This window comes from Actinomadura alba, from assembly GCF_014323705.1.
GTDB lineage: Bacteria > Actinomycetota > Actinomycetes > Streptosporangiales > Streptosporangiaceae > Actinomadura_C > Actinomadura_C alba.
This window is the reverse complement of sequence record NZ_JABVEC010000020.1, coordinates 110,466-127,135: the sequence shown is the minus strand read 5'-3', so window position 1 is coordinate 127,135 and position 16,670 is coordinate 110,466. Positions and strand designations below refer to the sequence as shown.

Genomic DNA, 16,670 nt, shown 5'->3' with positions numbered 1-16,670 from the left:
AACGCCGCCGGCTCAGCGCGAGTCGCGCCGGAGCGGGTGGTCGTCGGGTACCTCGACGAGGACGATGCGCACACCGTCCGGGTCTTCGATCCACATCTCGATCAGTCCCCAGTGCTCCCGCCTCGGCTCCCGGGTGACGGTGACGCCGGCGGCGTGCAACCGCGCGTGCTCCGCTCGCACGTCACGTACCTGCATGAAGATCGCGGGTGAGCCGCCAGGAGGTCGCGGGTCGTGCCCCGACACCTCGAGGAATCCGTTGCCGAGGAAGAACACCAGCCCCGGATCGTCCGGCGGGCCGAACTCCCGGTAGACCGCCAGGCCCAGGGTGTCCCGGTAGAAGCGGCGGCTGCGCTCGGCGTCGGTGGGGCGGAGCAGGATCCGGCTGCTGAGTACCTCCATGGTCAGATCCTGTCACCACCGGTCGTCGCCGTCCGGCCGTACGCTCGCGAACGCCGTGCCGGCGGCCGGCCAGGGGTCATCGGTCCGGGATCGCCGCTCTGGGGTCGCCGGTCAGGGTCAGTCGATGGAGGCGAACTCGCCCGAGTCGCCGTAGTCGAAGCCGAACGCGGTGTCGCGCCTGATCGGCAGGCACGAACCGCTGGGCGCCCGGCCGGCGTCGGTGAGCGTCAGCACCTGCTGCTGGTCCTCGCCCGTCTTGATCGACCACGAATACGCTCGTGGCGGGGCCGCGTCCAGGTTCGCGGTATAGCCGCCGCCGGGCAGAGAACGGTTCCGGACCTCAGTGTGGCAGGCGCCGGGCGTCAACTCGATCCGGCCGTCGGTCACTTTGAACGTTCCCGTCTCCAGCTCTTCGGTCCGGGGTGGGGTACCGGTGTTCGCGCCGGGCGCGACTATCGTCCCGAATTTCCACGTGTATTTACCGTTATGGGAGAATTTCCATTGGTAGAGCACGGCCTGGTTCGGCGATGCCCTTTGCCAGGTGCCCACGAGCCGGTCGATGTCGCCGGGCTGGAGGCTTCCCGGCCGCGCGTGCGCCGCGCTCGATGGTGGCGACTGTCGCGGGGTTCCGACCGGGGTGAGCAGGGACGAGACCGCGAGAGCACCGGCCGTGAGCAAGGGTGTGAACATGGCTCATCCGCCTCCATCGGCGACGTCTCGTCGCGATCGGGTCGTCGTGCCGTTCGCTCGTCCAGACGACGGACTCCACGTGTGTGCGGCTAGTGCCTACTGGCCGACCCTAAGGGTCCGTAGGCTCAGACTTCGACCTCGACCCCGCCAATTCGCGGTCAAAATCATGATATAGAGCCATTTTGTGGTATCACTGGCAATCGTCGTAAAGGCTGATATCGCCGGTCAGTGTGGCAGAATCCTGTTCTGCGGCCGGGGGAAAGGGCACACCGGTGCCGGGGACCGGCTCGACGCCTCAGTCCACCGGAGCCCGACGGCTGATCGTTAGAACACGTGTTCGCTCGGCCGCGTACACTCGTCGCATGACCAGTGCGTTCCAGGCGTCCCTGCTGGACTGCGACGACGACGTGGCGCCGGGTCTCCTCGGCTCCTCGGTGCGGCGCACCGAGCTCGATCGCGGGGCCTGGATCGACGTGCGGCCGGGCTGGATCTCCGGCGCCGACACCCTGTTCGACCGGCTGATCGACGCTGTGCCATGGCGGGCCGAGAGACGGCGGATGTACGAGCGGGTCGTCGACGTCCCTCGGCTCCTCGCCTTCTACGCCGAGGGGGAGGCGCTTCCCGACCCGGCTCTCGACGAGGCCAAGCGAGCCCTCGACGTCCACTACGCCGAGGAACTCGGCGAGTCGTTCCGCACCGCCGGCCTGTGCCTCTACCGCGACGGCAGGGACAGCGTGGCGTGGCACGGTGACACCATCGGGCGCGGCAGGAGCGAAGACACCATGGTCGCGATCGTCTCGATCGGCACGCCGCGTACTCTCCTGCTCCGCCCGCGCGGAGGCGGACCGACGCTCCGCCACGACCTCGGCCACGGTGACCTCATCGTGATGGGCGGCAGTTGCCAGCGCACGTGGGAACACGCCATCCCCAAGAGCGCACGCGTCACCGGGCTGCGGATCAGCATCCAGTTCCGCCCCCGTGGAGTGCGCTGAGCTCGCGGTCCGTTGTCGGTGACGGCGGCTGACCTAGGAGACCCTGCCGTCGTGAAGAGTCGTGAAGATAGGTAGGGGGTACTCATGTGCGCTCTGGCGCCGGCCGCTTACGTTGAGGCTCGCTCTTCGCGGGTGTGACGGCGGACGGCCGGCAGGGGGTGTGCACGGAGATGGTCGGCAACATGGGCGGTGCTCTCGCAGTTCTGGTACCCACGACCCCGCCGGACCAGCGGCCGGTGACACAGCCGGCGGGCAAGCCACCGGCTCAGGCCGAGGACCGCCCGGAATGCGCTCCCCGCCAGCGCGGGTGACGGTGGCCCGTACCGGTAAAGATTGTTCACCGAGTGGATCGCGTATGGCCATGGGCGGTACGGGCAACGGGTGATCGGCTCACGCTAGCTTCCTCGCACCATCGCCATGGAGGCTCGCATGCGCGTACGTTCCCTGCTGGCAGCGGGCACCCTCACCCTGGGAGCTCTCGGCACGCCCGCCCTCTCGGCGCCGGCCTGGGCGGACCCGCCCCGCCTCGATGTGCCCGCGTACCAGACCACCGTCCCGGGAGAGTCGGTCGAGGCCGACCGGGTGGACCGCCCGGTGGCACCGGGGATCGTCCGTACCACGTTCGACACCTTCGGCCGCGCCGGCTGGACACGGGTGCACGTGCTCGGCGCCGACCTCCGCGACCGGTCGGTCGGCGTCGACCTGGTCGCCGGCAAGGTCAGCGAGGTGCGGCCGCTGTCGCGGGCCGCCGACGCCCAGCGCTCCGTCGCCGCGGTCAACGGCGACTTCTTCAACATCACCGAGACCAACGCGGCCATCGGCCCGGAGATCCAGAACGGCACGCTGCGCAAGGGCACCACCCAGCCCACGACGGTCGCGGGCGTGGGCACGGACGGGCTCGCCCGGCTCGCCGACCTCATGATCAAAGGTACGGTCACGGTCGCCGGCGCCGAGCGGCCGCTCGGCGCGCTCAACTCCGCCACCGTCGGGGCCGACGGCATCACCGCCTTCACCCCGCAGTGGGGGCCTGCGCTGCGCACGCTCATTCACGATCCGGGCCCGTACACCGAGGTCGTGGTCAGCGGCGGCAAAGTCACCGCGGTCAGCGACCGCATCACCACGGCGCCCGTGCCCGACGACGGACTGGTCCTGCTCGGACGGGGCGCGGCCGCGGGCTGGCTCGCCGACGCCGCGCCCGGCGACGACGCCGCGCTCACCTTCGCGCCGCAGACCGCCACCCCGCTGCGCATGGCGCTCGGCAGCGGCGACGTGCTCGTACGCGATGGCCGCGCGATCGACTTCCCGCCCAGCACCGGCAACGACGCGCTCAAGCCCCGGACCGCCATCGGCTGGCGGGACGGCGGACGCCGCCTGCTCCTGGTCACCGTCGACGGCTCGGCGAGCTTCTCCCCGGGACTGAGCTTCGACGACACCGCGAAGCTCATGGCCCGGCTGGGCGCCACGGAGGCGTTCATGCTCGACGGCGGCGGCTCCAGCGAACTCGTCGCCCGGCGGACCGGCGACTCCGGCGTCAGCGTGGTCAACACTCCGTCCGATGGCGGTGAGCGGCCGGTGCCGAACGGCGTCGGCCTGTTCGGCCGCCGGGGGTCCGGCACTCTGCAGGGCTTGGACGTACGCCTGAACGCCGACCGGGTGTTCCCCGGGCTCACCCGCGATGTGGCGGTCGCCGGATACGACGAGACCTACGCGGCGGTGCCGGTCGGCGGGCGCCGGGTCGACTGGACGGCCGCTCCTGGCGGCCTCGGCCGGGTCAGCGGCGGGGTCTTCCGCGCGAAGTCCCCGGGGTCGGGCCGGCTGCGCGCCCGGTCCGGTCCGGCCGACGGTGCGCAGGAGCTGCGAGTGCTCGGCCCTCTGCACCACCTGGCGTTCACCACGCCGGCCGCCTCGATCGATCCGGGCGAGACGGCGAACGTCGGGCTGACCGGCTTCGACGCCGACGGGTTCGACGCCGCCGTGGCTCCGCGCGACGTGGCCCTGGACTACGACCGTGACGTGATCGACGTGGTTGCGGAGCCCGATGGCCGGCTCCGCGTCACCGGCCGCGCCGACGCCGGCGGCAAGGGCACCACGGTGACCGCCAAGGTGCGCGGGGTGACGGCGAAGCTCCCGGTGACGGTCGGCCTGGTCGACCGGTCGCTCGCCGAGTTCGAGACCGGCGAGAGGTGGACGGCGTCGTCGGCGCGGGCGACCGCGTCGGTCGCGATGGCCGAGGCCGCCGACCGGCCGGGCGCCGCGGTGGGCAACCACGCCCTGCGGCTCACGTACGACTTCACCGGCCAGTCCGGTACCTCGGCGGGATACGCGGTCGCCCAGCCGGCCCCGCTCACCCTGCCCGCCGGCGCGAAGGGACTCGCGCTGTGGGTCAAGGGCGACGGCCGCCGGCACTGGCTGCGCGCCACACTGCGCTCGCAGGGCACCACCAACGTGCCGTTCACCTTCGCGCAGACCGTCGACTGGACGGGCTGGCGGAGGGTCGTGGGTACTCTGCCCACCGGCTTCACCCAGCCCATCACGCTGACCAACATCTACGTCGTCGAGACGGCGCAGGACCGCAAGGACGCGGGCGAGCTGTGGTTCGACGGCCTCGCCGCCCAGGTCGGGCAGCAGACCGAGCCCGGTGAGGCCCCGCCGCCGGACCCCTTCGTGCTGCAGCAGCGCGGTGTCGGGCGCGATCGCTGGACGTTCGCGGTCCTGTCCGACCTGCACGTGAGCGCGGCGGCCGGCCCGGACTCCTTCGCCGCGCGGCAGGCCGCGACGGCGCTCGACCAGGCCGTCGCCGCCAAGCCCGACTTCCTGCTGGTCAACGGTGACTTCGTGGACACCGACAAGCCCGAGGACTTCGCTTTCGCGAACGGTCTGCTGCGCGACCACGTCCCGGCCGGCCTGCCGGTGCACTGGACTCCGGGCAACCACGAGTCCGGCACCTCGGCGAGCGGGACCCTCGACAACTTCGTCGCCGCGACCGGCCGCCCGACCCGCCAGGTGTTCGACCACAGGGGCACCCGCTTCATCCTGCTCGACTCGCACTCGGGCAGCCTGCGCACGTCCGACTGGGACCAGGTGCCCGTGCTGCGGGCCGAGCTGACGAAGGCGTCGTCGGACCGCGAGGTCACGGGCGTGGTGGTCGTCTTCCACCACCCGCCGCACGACCCGTCGGGCACCGGGGCCTCGCAGCTGTCCGACGGGCTCGAGGCAGGTCTTGTGGAGCGCTGGCTGGCGGACTTCCGCGAGGAGGCAGGCAAGCCGGCCGCGGTGTTCAGCGGCCACGCGCACACCGCCTCGGCCACCCGTGCCGACGGGGTGCTGGAGGTCAACACCCCCGCCGTGGGCAAGACGCCGTACAGCTCGGCCGAGAAGGGCGGGTTCTTCGGCTGGATGCGGGTCGGCGTCGACGCCACACCAGGACGCGTCCGGCCCGGCGTTCCCGACCCGGGCACCCGCGACTGGCTGGAGGCCGAGAGCCGGCCGGTCATCGACGGCATCGAGCTGTCGACGCCCGAACGACTCACGGAGGGCACGTCGGGGAACGTCTCGGCGACCGGTGTCACCAGCGGCTTCGGCCTCAGGTTCCCGCTGCGCCATCCGGCCAGCGTCACCTGGAGCGGAAGCGCCGGGCTCGTGGTCGCGGAGTCCGAGCACGAGGCGCGGGCGGCCCGCCTGCGCCACGACACCCGGGCAGTACTCGACCTGACCGCCGGCACGCTCACCGCGGTGCGCTCCGGGACGGTCACGCTCACCGTGGCGTCCGGTGGCCAGACCAGATCGGCGACGGTCACGCTCGACCGGCGGCCCTGACGGGGCCGATCCGCCGACCTGCCCGGCATCGCCGAGCGGGCCGCGAGGGTCGCCGCCCAGATCGCGGCCGCTCGCACTCCGGGCGGCGGCACCGCATCATGATCGTCCGGGAACGTCGGACCGGTCGGACCGGTCGGACCATCGCATGGTTGATCGAACGGGTGGCTGCCTGCGGATAACGATCTGGAGCGCCGAACGCCCCTTTACCGCCGGGCACGGGCAGAGGATGATCGCGGCACGTCGGCATGCGGTCGAAGGGCGTCATGACTCTGGACAGTGCGAAGCGACGGGGACTGCGGATCGACGTGCGGGGCGTCGGCCAGCGGGTGGCCGGCGGGCGCGCCACACTGCACGACGTGTCGCTGACGGTCGAGGCGGGGGAGCTCGTCGCGATCATCGGTGGCAGCGGCGCGGGCAAGACCACGCTGCTCGACGCCATGGCCGGCGTGCGCCCGCCGGCCGAGGGTCAGGTCACCGGCGACGGCGACCGGTCCGCCCCGGCTTACGTCCCCCAGGACGACATCGTGCACCTGGAGCTGTCGCTGCGGCGCACGCTGACGTACGCGGCGCGGCTGCGGCTGCCCGCCGCGACGACCGCCGATGAGATCGACCGGGCCGTACGGGACGTACTGCGCGATCTCGACCTCACCGAACGCGCCGGCCAGCGGGTGGGAACGCTCAGCGGCGGCGAGCGCAAGCGGGCGAGCATCGCCGTCGAACTGCTGACCAGGCCGCGCGTGCTCTTCCTGGACGAGCCGACCTCGGGCCTCGACCCGGCGATCGCGGCCGAGGTGATGCGGTTGCTGCGGCGCTTCGCCGATGGCGGGACGACCGTGGTGCTCACCACGCACAGCCCTTCGGATGTGGGCCACTGTGACAAGGTGACGGTGCTGGCGCGCGAAGGGCACCTTGCCTTCTTCGGCACGCCGGCGGAGGCGCTCTCGTACTTCGAGGCGGACCGGGTCGAGCAGATCTACGAGCGGCTGGCGGGTGAGATCTCGCCGGGGGAGTGGGCGCGGCGGTTCGCCGAGTCCCGTGGCGAGCGGCAGGAGCCGTCCGAGCCGCCGGAGCCTGTGGTCGTGGGGCGCGTGGTCGTGGAACCTGCGATCGCGGGGGAGCGGCGCGGGATTGGGGCGGTGCGCGAGTGGTGGCTGCTGACCAGGCGCGGCGCCGACATACTGACCCGCAACCGCCTGACGGTGGCGATCCTCGCGGGGTCGCCCGTGATGGTGCTGGCGATGTTCGCGGTGCTGTTCCGGCCGGGGGCGTTCTCGTTCGCGGACCCGAGCCCGAGCGCGACGGTGATGATCCTCTTCTGGATCGCGTTCGGCGGGTTCTTCTTCGGGCTGACCTACGGGCTGCTGCAGATCTGCACGGAGATCGCGGTGCTGCGGCGCGAGCGGCTGGCCGGGCTCGGCGTCGGGACGTACGTGCTGTCCAAGGTCGCGGTGCTGGTACCGCTGCTGGCGGCGGTCGACGCGGCCATGCTGGGGGTGCTGCGCGCACTCGACCGGTTGCCCGCGGCGGGGTGGAGCACCTACGGGTCGCTGTGGGTGTCGTTGCTGCTGTCGTCGGCCGCGGCGTTCGCGCTCGGCCTGCTGGTCTCGGCCGCGGTCACCGATCCGGCACAGGCGACGCTGGCGCTGCCGATGCTGTGCTTCCCGCAGGTGCTGTTCGTCGGCGCGATCCTGCCGGTGCCCATCATGGCCGCCGTCGGCCGGTGGCTCAGCCACGCCATGTCCAACCGGTGGGCGTTCGAGGCGCTCGGCCACACGCTGAACGTCGAGCGGCTGTGGGCGGAGGGCGGCTCCTCCCTGGGCCCGCCGCTACTGGCGTCCTACGGCGACACCTTCGGCCGGGCGGTCGCCGTGGACTGGGCCGTCCTCACCGGTTTCACCGCCGTCCTCCTCGGCGCCGCCTGCGTGGTCCTGGCCCGCAGAACCTGACCGGCGGCGTTCAGCAGAACCTGACCGGCGGCGTTCAGCGGACGCGTCGGCGCTGGGCCGCGTCGGCGGCCAGCACGGTGTCGAGCAGGCCGGGGAACAGCGCGTCGAGATCGCGGCGGCGCAGGGCGTTCATCTTGGCCGTGCCGCGGTAGACCTGGCTGATCACCCCGGCCTCGCGCAGCACTCGGAAGTGGTGGGTGACCGTCGACTTGCTGATCGCCAGGTCGATGGCCGAGCACGTGGCCGCCTCGCCTTCGCCCAGGGTGGCGAGGAAGCGCACCACCTGAAGGCGCATCGGGTCGGCCAGCGCGTGCAGCACGGCCTCCAGCCGGATCTCCTCGCGCGCTGGGTGTTCCAGAGGCCTGGCGGTTGCGATCGGCACGGTGTCCCCTCAGAGCAGGTTCCATGATTGTACGGCCGATATCGTAGTTCGATGGATTGCGTAGTACGGTGACTGTCGTACTATTGTGCTGACCTGTGCGTGAGCGCATGGACTGCCACCTTGAGGAGCGCGGCTGTGAGTGCCCTGTTCGAGCCTTTGACGCTGAGGAACCTGACGATTCCCAACCGGGTCTGGATGGCTCCGATGTGTCAGTACTCCGCAGCGGACGAGGGCCCGGAAGTGGGGATGCCGACCGACTGGCACCTCGTCCACCTGGGCACCCGGGCGGTCGGCGGCGCCGGCCTGATCCTGGTGGAGGCCACCGCGGTGACGCCGGAGGGCCGGATCAGCCCGGCCGACCTGGGCCTCTGGAACGACCGTCAGCAGCAGGCCTTCGCCCGCATTGCGGACTTCCTGCGGGAACAGGGCGCGGTGGCCGGCATCCAGCTCGCCCACGCCGGCCGCAAGGCCTCGACCGACCGGACGTGGCGCGGCGGCGGCCCCATCGGCCTCGATGAGGAGCTCGGCTGGCGGCCCGTCGCGCCCAGCGCGCTTCCGTTCACCGGCGCCCACACGACCCCCGCCGAGCTGAGCGTGGACCAGATCCGCGGGCTGGTCGAGGACTTCCGCGCCGCCGCCCGGCGGGCGCTCGCGGCCGGTTTCCAGGTGGTCGAGGTACACGGCGCGCACGGTTACCTCATCAACGAGTTCATGTCGCCGTTCACCAACCACCGCACCGACGCCTACGGCGGTTCGTTCGAGAACCGCATCCGGTTCGCGCTCGAGGTCGTCGACGCCGTACGGGAGGTGTGGCCGGACGACCTGCCGGTGTTCTTCCGCGTCTCCGCCACTGACTGGCTGACCGAGAACCCCGAGGACGGACGCGAGGGCTGGACGGCCGACGACACCGTACGGCTGGCCAAGGAACTGCTGGTGCACGGTGTCGACCTGCTCGACACCTCGTCGGGCGGCAACGCGCCCGGTGCGCGCATCGCCACCGGTCCCGGCTACCAGGTGCCGTTCGCGGCCCACGTCAAGGCCGAGACCGATCTGCCGACGGCCGCGGTCGGGCTGATCACCGAGCCCCGGCAGGCGGAGCGGATCATCGAGTCCGGGCAGGCCGACGCGGTCCTGCTCGCCCGCGAGCTGCTCCGGGATCCGTACTGGCCCAACCGCGCGGCAGACGAACTCGGAGCCACGCCGCGCCGGCCGGACCAGTACCACCGCGCGTTCTGAACCCGGCCGCCGCGCGTTCGCGGGCGGCGGCCGGTCCGCCGGGTCTTGCCCGCGCGGCTCGGGATCGCCGTCGCGAAGGACCTGTGACCCCGTGCGCACGAGACCGGACTCCGCCCCATCCCGCCTCGCCACGAGCCGGTGCTTCGAGGCTCAGACCTTGCGGGCGTACCCGAGGTAGGTGACCAGCGGGTGTTCGTCCGGCGTGAGTGCGAAGTCGACCATCGGCGGGATCTCCTCATCGGTGATCTCGCCGCGGCGGCGCGCGCGGGCGGCCTTCAGCAGGCTGCGCGGGTCCTTGGGCTTGAAGCCGCAGATGTCCTCGTTGCGCAGCCCATGGCGGCCCAGGACCTCGATGAGTTCGGCCGGCGGCCGCAGCCGCTTCGCCGTGTAGCGGCCGGGAGGCATGATCCGGGTCATGGGGATGCCCTGGAACGCGCCGAGGTAGACCAGGCGGGACAGCGGTGTGCGGTTGACGGTGTCGTACATGAGCACACCGCCGGGTCTGAGCACCCCGGCCGCAAGCTCGACCACGCGGTCGAGCCGCGCGGTGATCTCGAAGGTGTCGGCGTAGTAGGCGACGTCGAATACCGCGTCTCCGAGGTCGAGCTCCTCAGCGGACGCGGTCTTGTGCACGACGGCGAGGCGCTCGCGCTCGGCGGACTCCTGTGCCATCGCGGTCGCCGTGGCGGACGGATCGACGGCGACCACGTCGAATCCCAGCCCGGCCAGGCCGTGCGCCAGCAGTCCCCGGCCGCTGCCCACGACCAGGACCCGGCAGCCGGCCGCGGCGAGGCCGAGGCTCTCGAGGGTCCTCCGCACGTACTCGATGCGCACGTCCTGGAAGACGACGGCTCTGATCTGGCGGCCGTCGACCGCTTCGGGCGACCGGCTGTCGAGCTCGATGTGCGGGCCTGGCATCGGTTCTCCCTTGCTCGTACGACCGTCAGCGCTTTGAGTTTCCTCGGGGAACTTAACACGACGAGTTTCTTTGGGGAACTTGGGTAGGGTCATGCCGTGACCAGAACCCCGCTCGCCGATGTGGCCTGTTCGATCGCCCGCGCCACCGACCTGTTCGGTGACGCGTGGACGGCGCTGATCATGCGTGACGTGCTCGCCGGCGTGACGCGGTTCGACGACCTCGTCCACGACCTCGGTATCTCGCGCAAGGTGCTGGCGGCCCGGCTGGCGCGGCTGGTCGAGGAGGACGTCCTCGTCCGCGAGCGGTACCGGGAGCGGCCGGCCCGTGAGCACTACCGCGCGACCGAGAAGGGCAAGGACCTCTTCCCGGTGCTGCTCGCCCTGATGAACTGGGGCGACCGGTGGTGCGCCGGCCAGGCCGGCCCGCCCGCCACGGTCCGCCACCTCGACTGCGGCCGGGACACCACCGCGGTGCCCGCCTGCGCGCACTGCGGTGAGCCCCTCACCATCGACAACACCACCCAGCTCCCCGGCCCGGGCGGGCGAATCGGGCCGGGCACCCGCGTCCTCGGACCGCTGATCGCAGCCCGTCGGCCCGGCTAGCCCGATTTTGAGGTCTTGCCGTGGGGTTCGTGTCGTGTTACCCGATGAGTGTGCGTCGTCGTCTTCTGATCATCGCCGTGCTCGGGGCCCTGCTGGCCGGCTCGGGCACGCTCGCCGTCTGGTGGCCGCCGTCGCGCTCGGCGACGAACGGTGCGGTCGCGGCGCGGCCGCTCACCGCCGACGAGCAGCGCAGCCTGGCCACGCTACGGGTGGTCGACGCCGACCATCCGCTCTTCGCGATGACCCTGTACGGGTCGTACGACCCGATGCGCAAGATCGCAGCGCCGGTCGCGGCGACGGGGCCGTGGGCGTGTTCGCTCTTCCTCGCGGCGAAGGGGCCGAAGGGGCCGCTCTTCGCCCGCAACTTCGACTGGGATCCCAATCCGGCGCTGCTGCTCACCACCCGGCCCGACCGCGGGCCCGCCTCGATCTCCCTGGTGGACATCTCCTATCTCGGCATCGACCGGGCCGAGGCCCGCCGGCTCACCACCGATGCCGCCCTCCAACGGATCCTTCTGCAGGCGGTCGCGCTGCCCTTCGACGGCATGAATGAGCACGGCCTGGCGATCGGCATGGCGGCGGTGGACAGCGCCGAGGCGCCCAAGGCACCCGGCCTGCCGGTGGTGGGCAGCGTCCGGATCCAGCGTCTCGTGCTCGACCGGGCTCGTACGGTGGACGAGGCCCTCGCCCTCTTCCGCGGTCACGTGATCGACTTCTCGAGCGATCCGCCGCTGCACTACCTGCTCGCCGACGCGCGGGGGCGGTCGGCCGTCGTCGAGTTCGTCGACGGGGAGATGCGTGTCATCCCGGGCGCCGGTGACTGGCAGAACATGGTCAACTTCGTGCAGTACGGCGCGACCGAGCGGACCAGGCGGGACGACCGCCGGCACAGCACGATCGCGGAACGGATGGGCAGCACTGGCGGCCACCTCGACCCGGGCGCTGCGATGACACTGCTGTCCCAGGTCGCCCAACCCCACACGCAGTGGTCGGCGGTGTACGAGCTCGAGAACGGCACCGTCCATCTCACCGTCGACCGCGACTACGAGACCCGTCGCGAATTCGTACTCGGGCGACAGGCGTCTTGAACGAAGCGGGTGCCGGCCGGATCAGTGGCGGTGGCGAATGGCGCCCGCCTCCGGGTGATCACGGAGGCGGGCGATGCGGTCGCGGCTCTCGTCGTCGATCGGGATGTAGACGACCATCCGGGTGCCGGGGGCGGACGCGAGCTCCAGGCTGGTGGTGCGCGTCGCCACGTCGCCGACCGCCGGATAGCGGAAGATCTTGTCGCACGGGCGGGGCGGAGCGACGTCGTGGGTGGCCCACAGTCGGGCGAACTCGGGACTGGCCGTGCACAGCCGCTGGATGAACTCCTGCCATCCCGGCTCGCTCAGGTGTCGGCTGTACCGGTACCGGAAAATGGCCACCTGCTCGGGTGCCTGTTCCTCCAGGTTCAGGATCGGATTGCAGCAGGACGGCGTCGTGAACACGAACCAGACCGAGTTTCGCTCGGCGACAGGGGCGTTCACCAGAGCCGGAAAGAGCGCGGCGTAGGCCTGGTTCCAGGCGAGTACGTCGGAACGGGCGTTGACCAGTGCCGCCGGTAGCGGGTCCACACTGTCGAGGATCATGCGCATGTCCTGCGTCATGGTGTGGGTCTCGTCCGTCACCGGCGGCGGCTCCGGTACGTCGGCCAAGCGGTACAGGTGCTCGCGCTCGGCGGCGTCGAGCCGGAGCGTGCGGGCCACCGCGTCCAGTACCTGCGTGCTGACGTTGATGGGCCGTCCCTGCTCCAGCCACGTGTACCAGGTCACGCCGACGCCGGCGAGCTGGGCGACCTCCTCCCGGCGCAGCCCGGGGGTGCGGCGACGAGGCCCTGGCGGCATGCCCACGTCCTCGGGGGTGATGCGCTCACGGCGGCTGCGCAGGAACGACGCCAGCTCGGGCCGGCGCCGCCCGCTGCGCCGTCCGTTCAGGGCGGCCCTCGGCTGGGTGCCGGTCTTCGGCTGGGTCATCGTCACGGCTCCCACCCTGCACGACAGAGACCTCACATGCCAGGTGCTCTCGGTACCAGTATCAGCGGGCTCTCGTTACCAGTATCAATTCGCCCGCAAGCTGATCCACATGACCCAGATGACACAGACAACCCAGATGCGGCGGACTGTTCCCGCGTCCAGGGAACGGGGCGGGTCCGGCGGACTGATTCTCGCCATCGTCCTTCTCGGCCAGTTCATGGCCATCCTGGACGTCAACATAGTCAACGTCGCACTGCCGACCCTGCGAGCGGATCTGCACGCCTCCGGAGCCATGTTGCAGCTGGTCGTCGCCGGATACGTGATCTCCTACGCGGTGCTCCTGATCAGCGGGGCGCGGCTGGGCGACATCGCCGGGCATCGCCGGATGTTCCACCTCGGCCTCACAGTTTTCACCCTCGGCTCGCTGGCGTGCGGGCTGGCTCCGACGACCGGGACTCTGATCGTCTTCCGGTTCCTGCAGGGTGCCGGTGCCGCGCTGATGACACCGCAGGTGATGAGCATGATCCAGCGGAACTTCAGCGGCGCCGCACGGGCCAGGGCGCTGGGCGCCTACTCGACGGTGATCGCGGGTGGCGTCGTCGTCGGCCAGGTCGCGGGCGGGCTCCTCGTGAGCGCCGATCTGTTCGGCGCCGGATGGCGGACGGTGTTCCTGGTGAACGTGCCGATCGGCATACTGCTGCTGGCTGCCGGACCGCGCGTCCTGCCGGCCGACAAGGGACACCGGGGCGCGGGCCTGGATCTGCAGGGACTGCTCGTGTTCACCCCGGCGGTGCTGCTGTTCGTGCTGCCGCTGATCCTCGGACACGAGATGGGCTGGCCGGCCTGGACCCCGGCGTCCCTGGCCGCCGGCATCATGCTCTTCGGCGTCTTCATCACGGTGGAACGGCGCGTCGCGGCCCGCGGCGGGCGGCCCCTGATCTCGGGGCGGGTGTTGCGCGCGCCCGGACTGGCCCCCGCCACCGCCACACTCCTGCTCGGACCGGGCACGTGGGGTGCGTTCCTGTTCACCACGACCCTGCATCTGCAGGGCGACCTGCGGCTGAGCCCTCTTGAGTCCGGACTGGCGTTCATCCCGTGCGTCGCCGCGTTCGCGCTGGTCGGTCTGAACTGGCAACGGCTGCCGGCCCACTGGCACCCCCGGCTGATCCCGGCCGGATTCACGGTCGCCGCGGCGGCGTACCTGTGCGTCGGGCCGCTGGCCGGCGGCGGTGTGCCGTACGAACTCCTGACTGCGATGATCGGCCTGGGGCTCGGCGTGATGCCCATCATCATCACGGTCGCGCTGCAGCACGTGCCGGTCTCCGACGCCGCCGACGGCAGTGGCCTGCTGCTCACGGTGATGCAACTCGGCCAGGTCATCGGTGTGGCGACGGTGGGCACGCTGTTCCTCACCATCGCCCACGACAGCGGCTCGACCCGGCAGGCCGAGTACGGCACCGGCTGGGCGCTGGCGGCCGTCGCGCTCCTGGCGGCGGGCAGCGCCCTGTTCCTGGCCCTGCGGCGGACCAAACCCGCGGCGCCGGTAGCAGACTGCTTGACAAGCGTCCCCTGAACGCGCGCGTGCCGGAAGGCGCGGACGGCGCGCGCACTTCTCGTTCGGTAGGGGAAGACCGGACCAGCGGTGGCGGCACGGCCACACCCCCGGATCGTGCCGCCACCCAGCCAGCGGCCTGATCGCCGGAAGGCGTGGCAGGCCCCGGCGAGCGTCTGGCCGGTCAGCGGGCTCTGGCCGCGAGATGCTCGTCCAGGCGCCTGGTGAGCTTGTCCAGGGCGTACGGCGACATGGCCGGAGCGGCCGCTGCGGCCAGGCCGGCAAGGGCGTGGTGCTCTTCTGCGGTGAGCATGGGCAGCGGCTCCTCGAGATCGGCCTTGCGGAGTGCAGTCGCAGGCACGTGCTGGATCTCGTCGCGCCGGGCCCACCAGGTGGCGTCGACGAAGCCCCGGTGGGCGAGTTCGGGATCCGTGTCGGCGGCCGCGATGAGCGCGGCACGCAGCCGGGACCATCCCCGGGTCTCGCGCAGTACGGTGTAGGCGGCCCTCCGGACCTGGAATCGGCCGGCGTGGCGAAGCAGTTCCTCGAGCGGCTCGGGTGACAACCCGCTCGCCAGAGGGCGCAGCGTTGCGGCCGTCTCCCGTACGACCGCTGCGGATGGATCCGTCAGCAGCGCCACCGCCCGCTCCTTGGGCAGGCCACCGAGCCTGCCGAGCGCGCGTACGGCCTCACGGCGGCCGGCGGCCAGCGGGTGGTCCAGCCAGGCCGCCACTGCGCAGGCATCGGCGCGGGAACCGCACTCACCGAGTCCGGCAAGCAGACCCGGGGTCGGATCAGCACCGGCGGTGAGTCGGCCGCGGTAAAAGGCGGCGCAATTGCCGCCCTGCCGCTGGTGTACGGCCCGGGCGAAGGCGCGGACCAGCCCGGAGGCATCGGCGAGGTGCTCTTCGGCGGAGGCCGTCGGGTCGAGCCGGTCGAGGCCGGTCAGGCCCAGCACCCGTACCGGCGGCGTGGACGAGCGGGCGAGTTTCTCCAGCGGCATGGTGCGCCGGGTCCAGACCGCGTCCCGAGCGACGATCTCGGCGGCCTGGACCCGTATCCGCCACTCTGGATCACTGAGCGCGATCTTCAGCAACTCGGGCTGGGAGAGTGCGCCGGTGGTCACGGCGCAGTCGAACACGAGGCGGCGGGCCCGGCCGCGGACCGAATCCATGACGGCATGGAGCAGAGAAGGGGGAGCGGCCATCAGCACGGAGGTGACCTGACGATGTGCGAAGTGTCCGCGCAGCCGGTCCGCGAGGCGCAACGTCACCGGGATGAGGAGTTCCAGTGTGTTTGCCGACGGCTCGTCCAGGGCCAGGGCAAGCCCGGCCCGCGCGTGGTCGCGCACCTGGGGCACCCAGTCGGCGGCTCGCAGTGCCACGTACGGCAGCAGGTCGGGCCGGCGGAAGTCGAGCAGCGTGTCTACCGCGGCCTCACGGACCCGGCCGTCCCGGTGTGAAGACGCGAGGGCCATGGCGACGACGCCACCGGTCCGGCCCTGCAGCCTGTCGCGGGCGATGTCGGCCCACCCGGCCGAGGGCGTGGACAACGTGCCGCGGGCCGCTTGGTCGAGTGCCAGGAGCAGAGATGGGTTGCGCGCTATCAGCCGGAGCGCGGTACGGCCCGTGGCCGCGCCATCGGTCCGGTCATGACGCAAGAGGATCTCGGCCAGGTCGTTCACGCCGGTGCCGTCCTCCGGCCGAGTACCCGAGATGACCTGCTCGAGGTCGGTGGCGTGCTCTTCGCCGGAGCGGCGTCTGTCGAATCGGGATCTTAGCGACATGGTGAGCATCCTGGCGGTTCAGCCCGGGGGCGGTCACTTGGTCGGTGCGATCACGCCCATGGAGGAGGGCAAGGCGCCTCCAACAGCCACCAGGACACCGTTTCGTCGTTCCAGAGAGTCGTACCGCCCAAGCCGGCGCGGCCGCAGGGAGGGGGCCGGCACAGACACGACGATCGGCAGGTGCCGGCGGCCCATCGCGTTCGTGGCGACGTCGGGCTGCACGTGGCGGCAGATGCAACCGGTGTTCGACCTCACCAGATGAGACGTCCTCCTATGCCGGAGGCTCAACCGGTTCTGGCCAACCCTATTGATCCGATATGGACGCGAAGATACCT

The 16,670-nt window shown here is 71.5% G+C and carries 13 protein-coding genes and 1 pseudogene; 8 read left to right on the top strand and 6 right to left on the bottom strand.

Annotated features, from left to right (window positions below):
* Nucleotides 1-12 precede the first annotated feature (12 nt).
* Nucleotides 13-399: a VOC family protein gene (locus tag HKK74_RS24825; RefSeq protein WP_187245740.1), complete on the bottom strand. Its 387-nt coding sequence runs from the start codon at nucleotides 397-399 to the stop codon at nucleotides 13-15.
* A 117-nt stretch (nucleotides 400-516) separates the two neighbouring features.
* On the bottom strand, nucleotides 517-1,089 hold the full coding sequence (locus tag HKK74_RS24820; RefSeq protein ID WP_187245739.1) for a hypothetical protein: 573 nt from the start codon (nucleotides 1,087-1,089) through the stop codon (nucleotides 517-519).
* Between the two features lie 362 nt (nucleotides 1,090-1,451).
* Between HKK74_RS24820 and HKK74_RS24815 the strand changes: the two genes are divergently transcribed.
* The 3 genes from HKK74_RS24815 to HKK74_RS24805 all read left to right on the top strand — a co-directional run bounded on the left by HKK74_RS24815 (nucleotide 1,452) and on the right by HKK74_RS24805 (nucleotide 7,843).
* Nucleotides 1,452-2,081: an alpha-ketoglutarate-dependent dioxygenase AlkB gene (locus HKK74_RS24815; RefSeq protein ID WP_187245738.1), complete on the top strand. Its 630-nt coding sequence runs from the start codon at nucleotides 1,452-1,454 to the stop codon at nucleotides 2,079-2,081.
* Between the two features lie 429 nt (nucleotides 2,082-2,510).
* Nucleotides 2,511-5,897, top strand: a complete 3,387-nt coding sequence (locus tag HKK74_RS24810) for a phosphodiester glycosidase family protein (protein ID WP_187245737.1) — start codon at nucleotides 2,511-2,513, stop codon at nucleotides 5,895-5,897.
* A gap of 263 nt (nucleotides 5,898-6,160) precedes the next feature.
* Nucleotides 6,161-7,843: an ATP-binding cassette domain-containing protein gene (locus tag HKK74_RS24805; protein WP_187245736.1), complete on the top strand. Its 1,683-nt coding sequence runs from the start codon at nucleotides 6,161-6,163 to the stop codon at nucleotides 7,841-7,843.
* A gap of 34 nt (nucleotides 7,844-7,877) precedes the next feature.
* Here the strand turns inward: HKK74_RS24805 and HKK74_RS24800 are convergent, their stop codons facing one another.
* Entirely contained in the window at nucleotides 7,878-8,225 is a 348-nt protein-coding gene (locus tag HKK74_RS24800) for an ArsR/SmtB family transcription factor (protein ID WP_187245735.1), read from the bottom strand.
* A gap of 135 nt (nucleotides 8,226-8,360) precedes the next feature.
* Between HKK74_RS24800 and HKK74_RS24795 the strand changes: the two genes are divergently transcribed.
* A complete protein-coding gene (locus HKK74_RS24795; protein WP_187245734.1) occupies nucleotides 8,361-9,461 on the top strand; it encodes an NADH:flavin oxidoreductase/NADH oxidase in 1,101 nt (366 codons plus the stop codon).
* A 150-nt stretch (nucleotides 9,462-9,611) separates the two neighbouring features.
* Here HKK74_RS24795 and HKK74_RS24790 read toward each other — a convergent pair whose 3' ends face one another.
* On the bottom strand, nucleotides 9,612-10,379 hold the full coding sequence (locus HKK74_RS24790; RefSeq protein WP_187245733.1) for a methyltransferase domain-containing protein: 768 nt from the start codon (nucleotides 10,377-10,379) through the stop codon (nucleotides 9,612-9,614).
* A 96-nt stretch (nucleotides 10,380-10,475) separates the two neighbouring features.
* Between HKK74_RS24790 and HKK74_RS24785 the strand changes: the two genes are divergently transcribed.
* Nucleotides 10,476-10,982, top strand: coding sequence for a winged helix-turn-helix transcriptional regulator (locus tag HKK74_RS24785; protein WP_222722696.1), 507 nt, complete (start codon nucleotides 10,476-10,478; stop codon nucleotides 10,980-10,982).
* Between the two features lie 50 nt (nucleotides 10,983-11,032).
* On the top strand, nucleotides 11,033-12,070 hold the full coding sequence (locus HKK74_RS24780; RefSeq protein WP_187245732.1) for a carcinine hydrolase/isopenicillin-N N-acyltransferase family protein: 1,038 nt from the start codon (nucleotides 11,033-11,035) through the stop codon (nucleotides 12,068-12,070).
* A gap of 21 nt (nucleotides 12,071-12,091) precedes the next feature.
* Here HKK74_RS24780 and HKK74_RS24775 read toward each other — a convergent pair whose 3' ends face one another.
* Nucleotides 12,092-12,997, bottom strand: a complete 906-nt coding sequence (locus HKK74_RS24775) for a helix-turn-helix transcriptional regulator (RefSeq protein WP_187245731.1) — start codon at nucleotides 12,995-12,997, stop codon at nucleotides 12,092-12,094.
* 109 nt (nucleotides 12,998-13,106) lie between these two features.
* Between HKK74_RS24775 and HKK74_RS24770 the strand changes: the two genes are divergently transcribed.
* Nucleotides 13,107-14,570 carry an MFS transporter gene (locus tag HKK74_RS24770; RefSeq protein WP_187245730.1) on the top strand — a complete coding sequence of 488 codons (1,464 nt, stop codon included), beginning with the start codon at nucleotides 13,107-13,109 and terminating at the stop codon, nucleotides 14,568-14,570.
* A gap of 163 nt (nucleotides 14,571-14,733) precedes the next feature.
* Here the strand turns inward: HKK74_RS24770 and HKK74_RS24765 are convergent, their stop codons facing one another.
* Nucleotides 14,734-16,335 carry a hypothetical protein gene (locus HKK74_RS24765; RefSeq protein ID WP_187245729.1) on the bottom strand — a complete coding sequence of 534 codons (1,602 nt, stop codon included), beginning with the start codon at nucleotides 16,333-16,335 and terminating at the stop codon, nucleotides 14,734-14,736.
* Nucleotides 16,336-16,443: 108 nt separating this feature from the next.
* Between HKK74_RS24765 and HKK74_RS39255 the strand changes: the two are divergent.
* Nucleotides 16,444-16,582, top strand: a pseudogene (locus HKK74_RS39255) (transposase); the annotation flags it as partial.
* Between the last annotated feature and the right edge of the window lie 88 nt (nucleotides 16,583-16,670).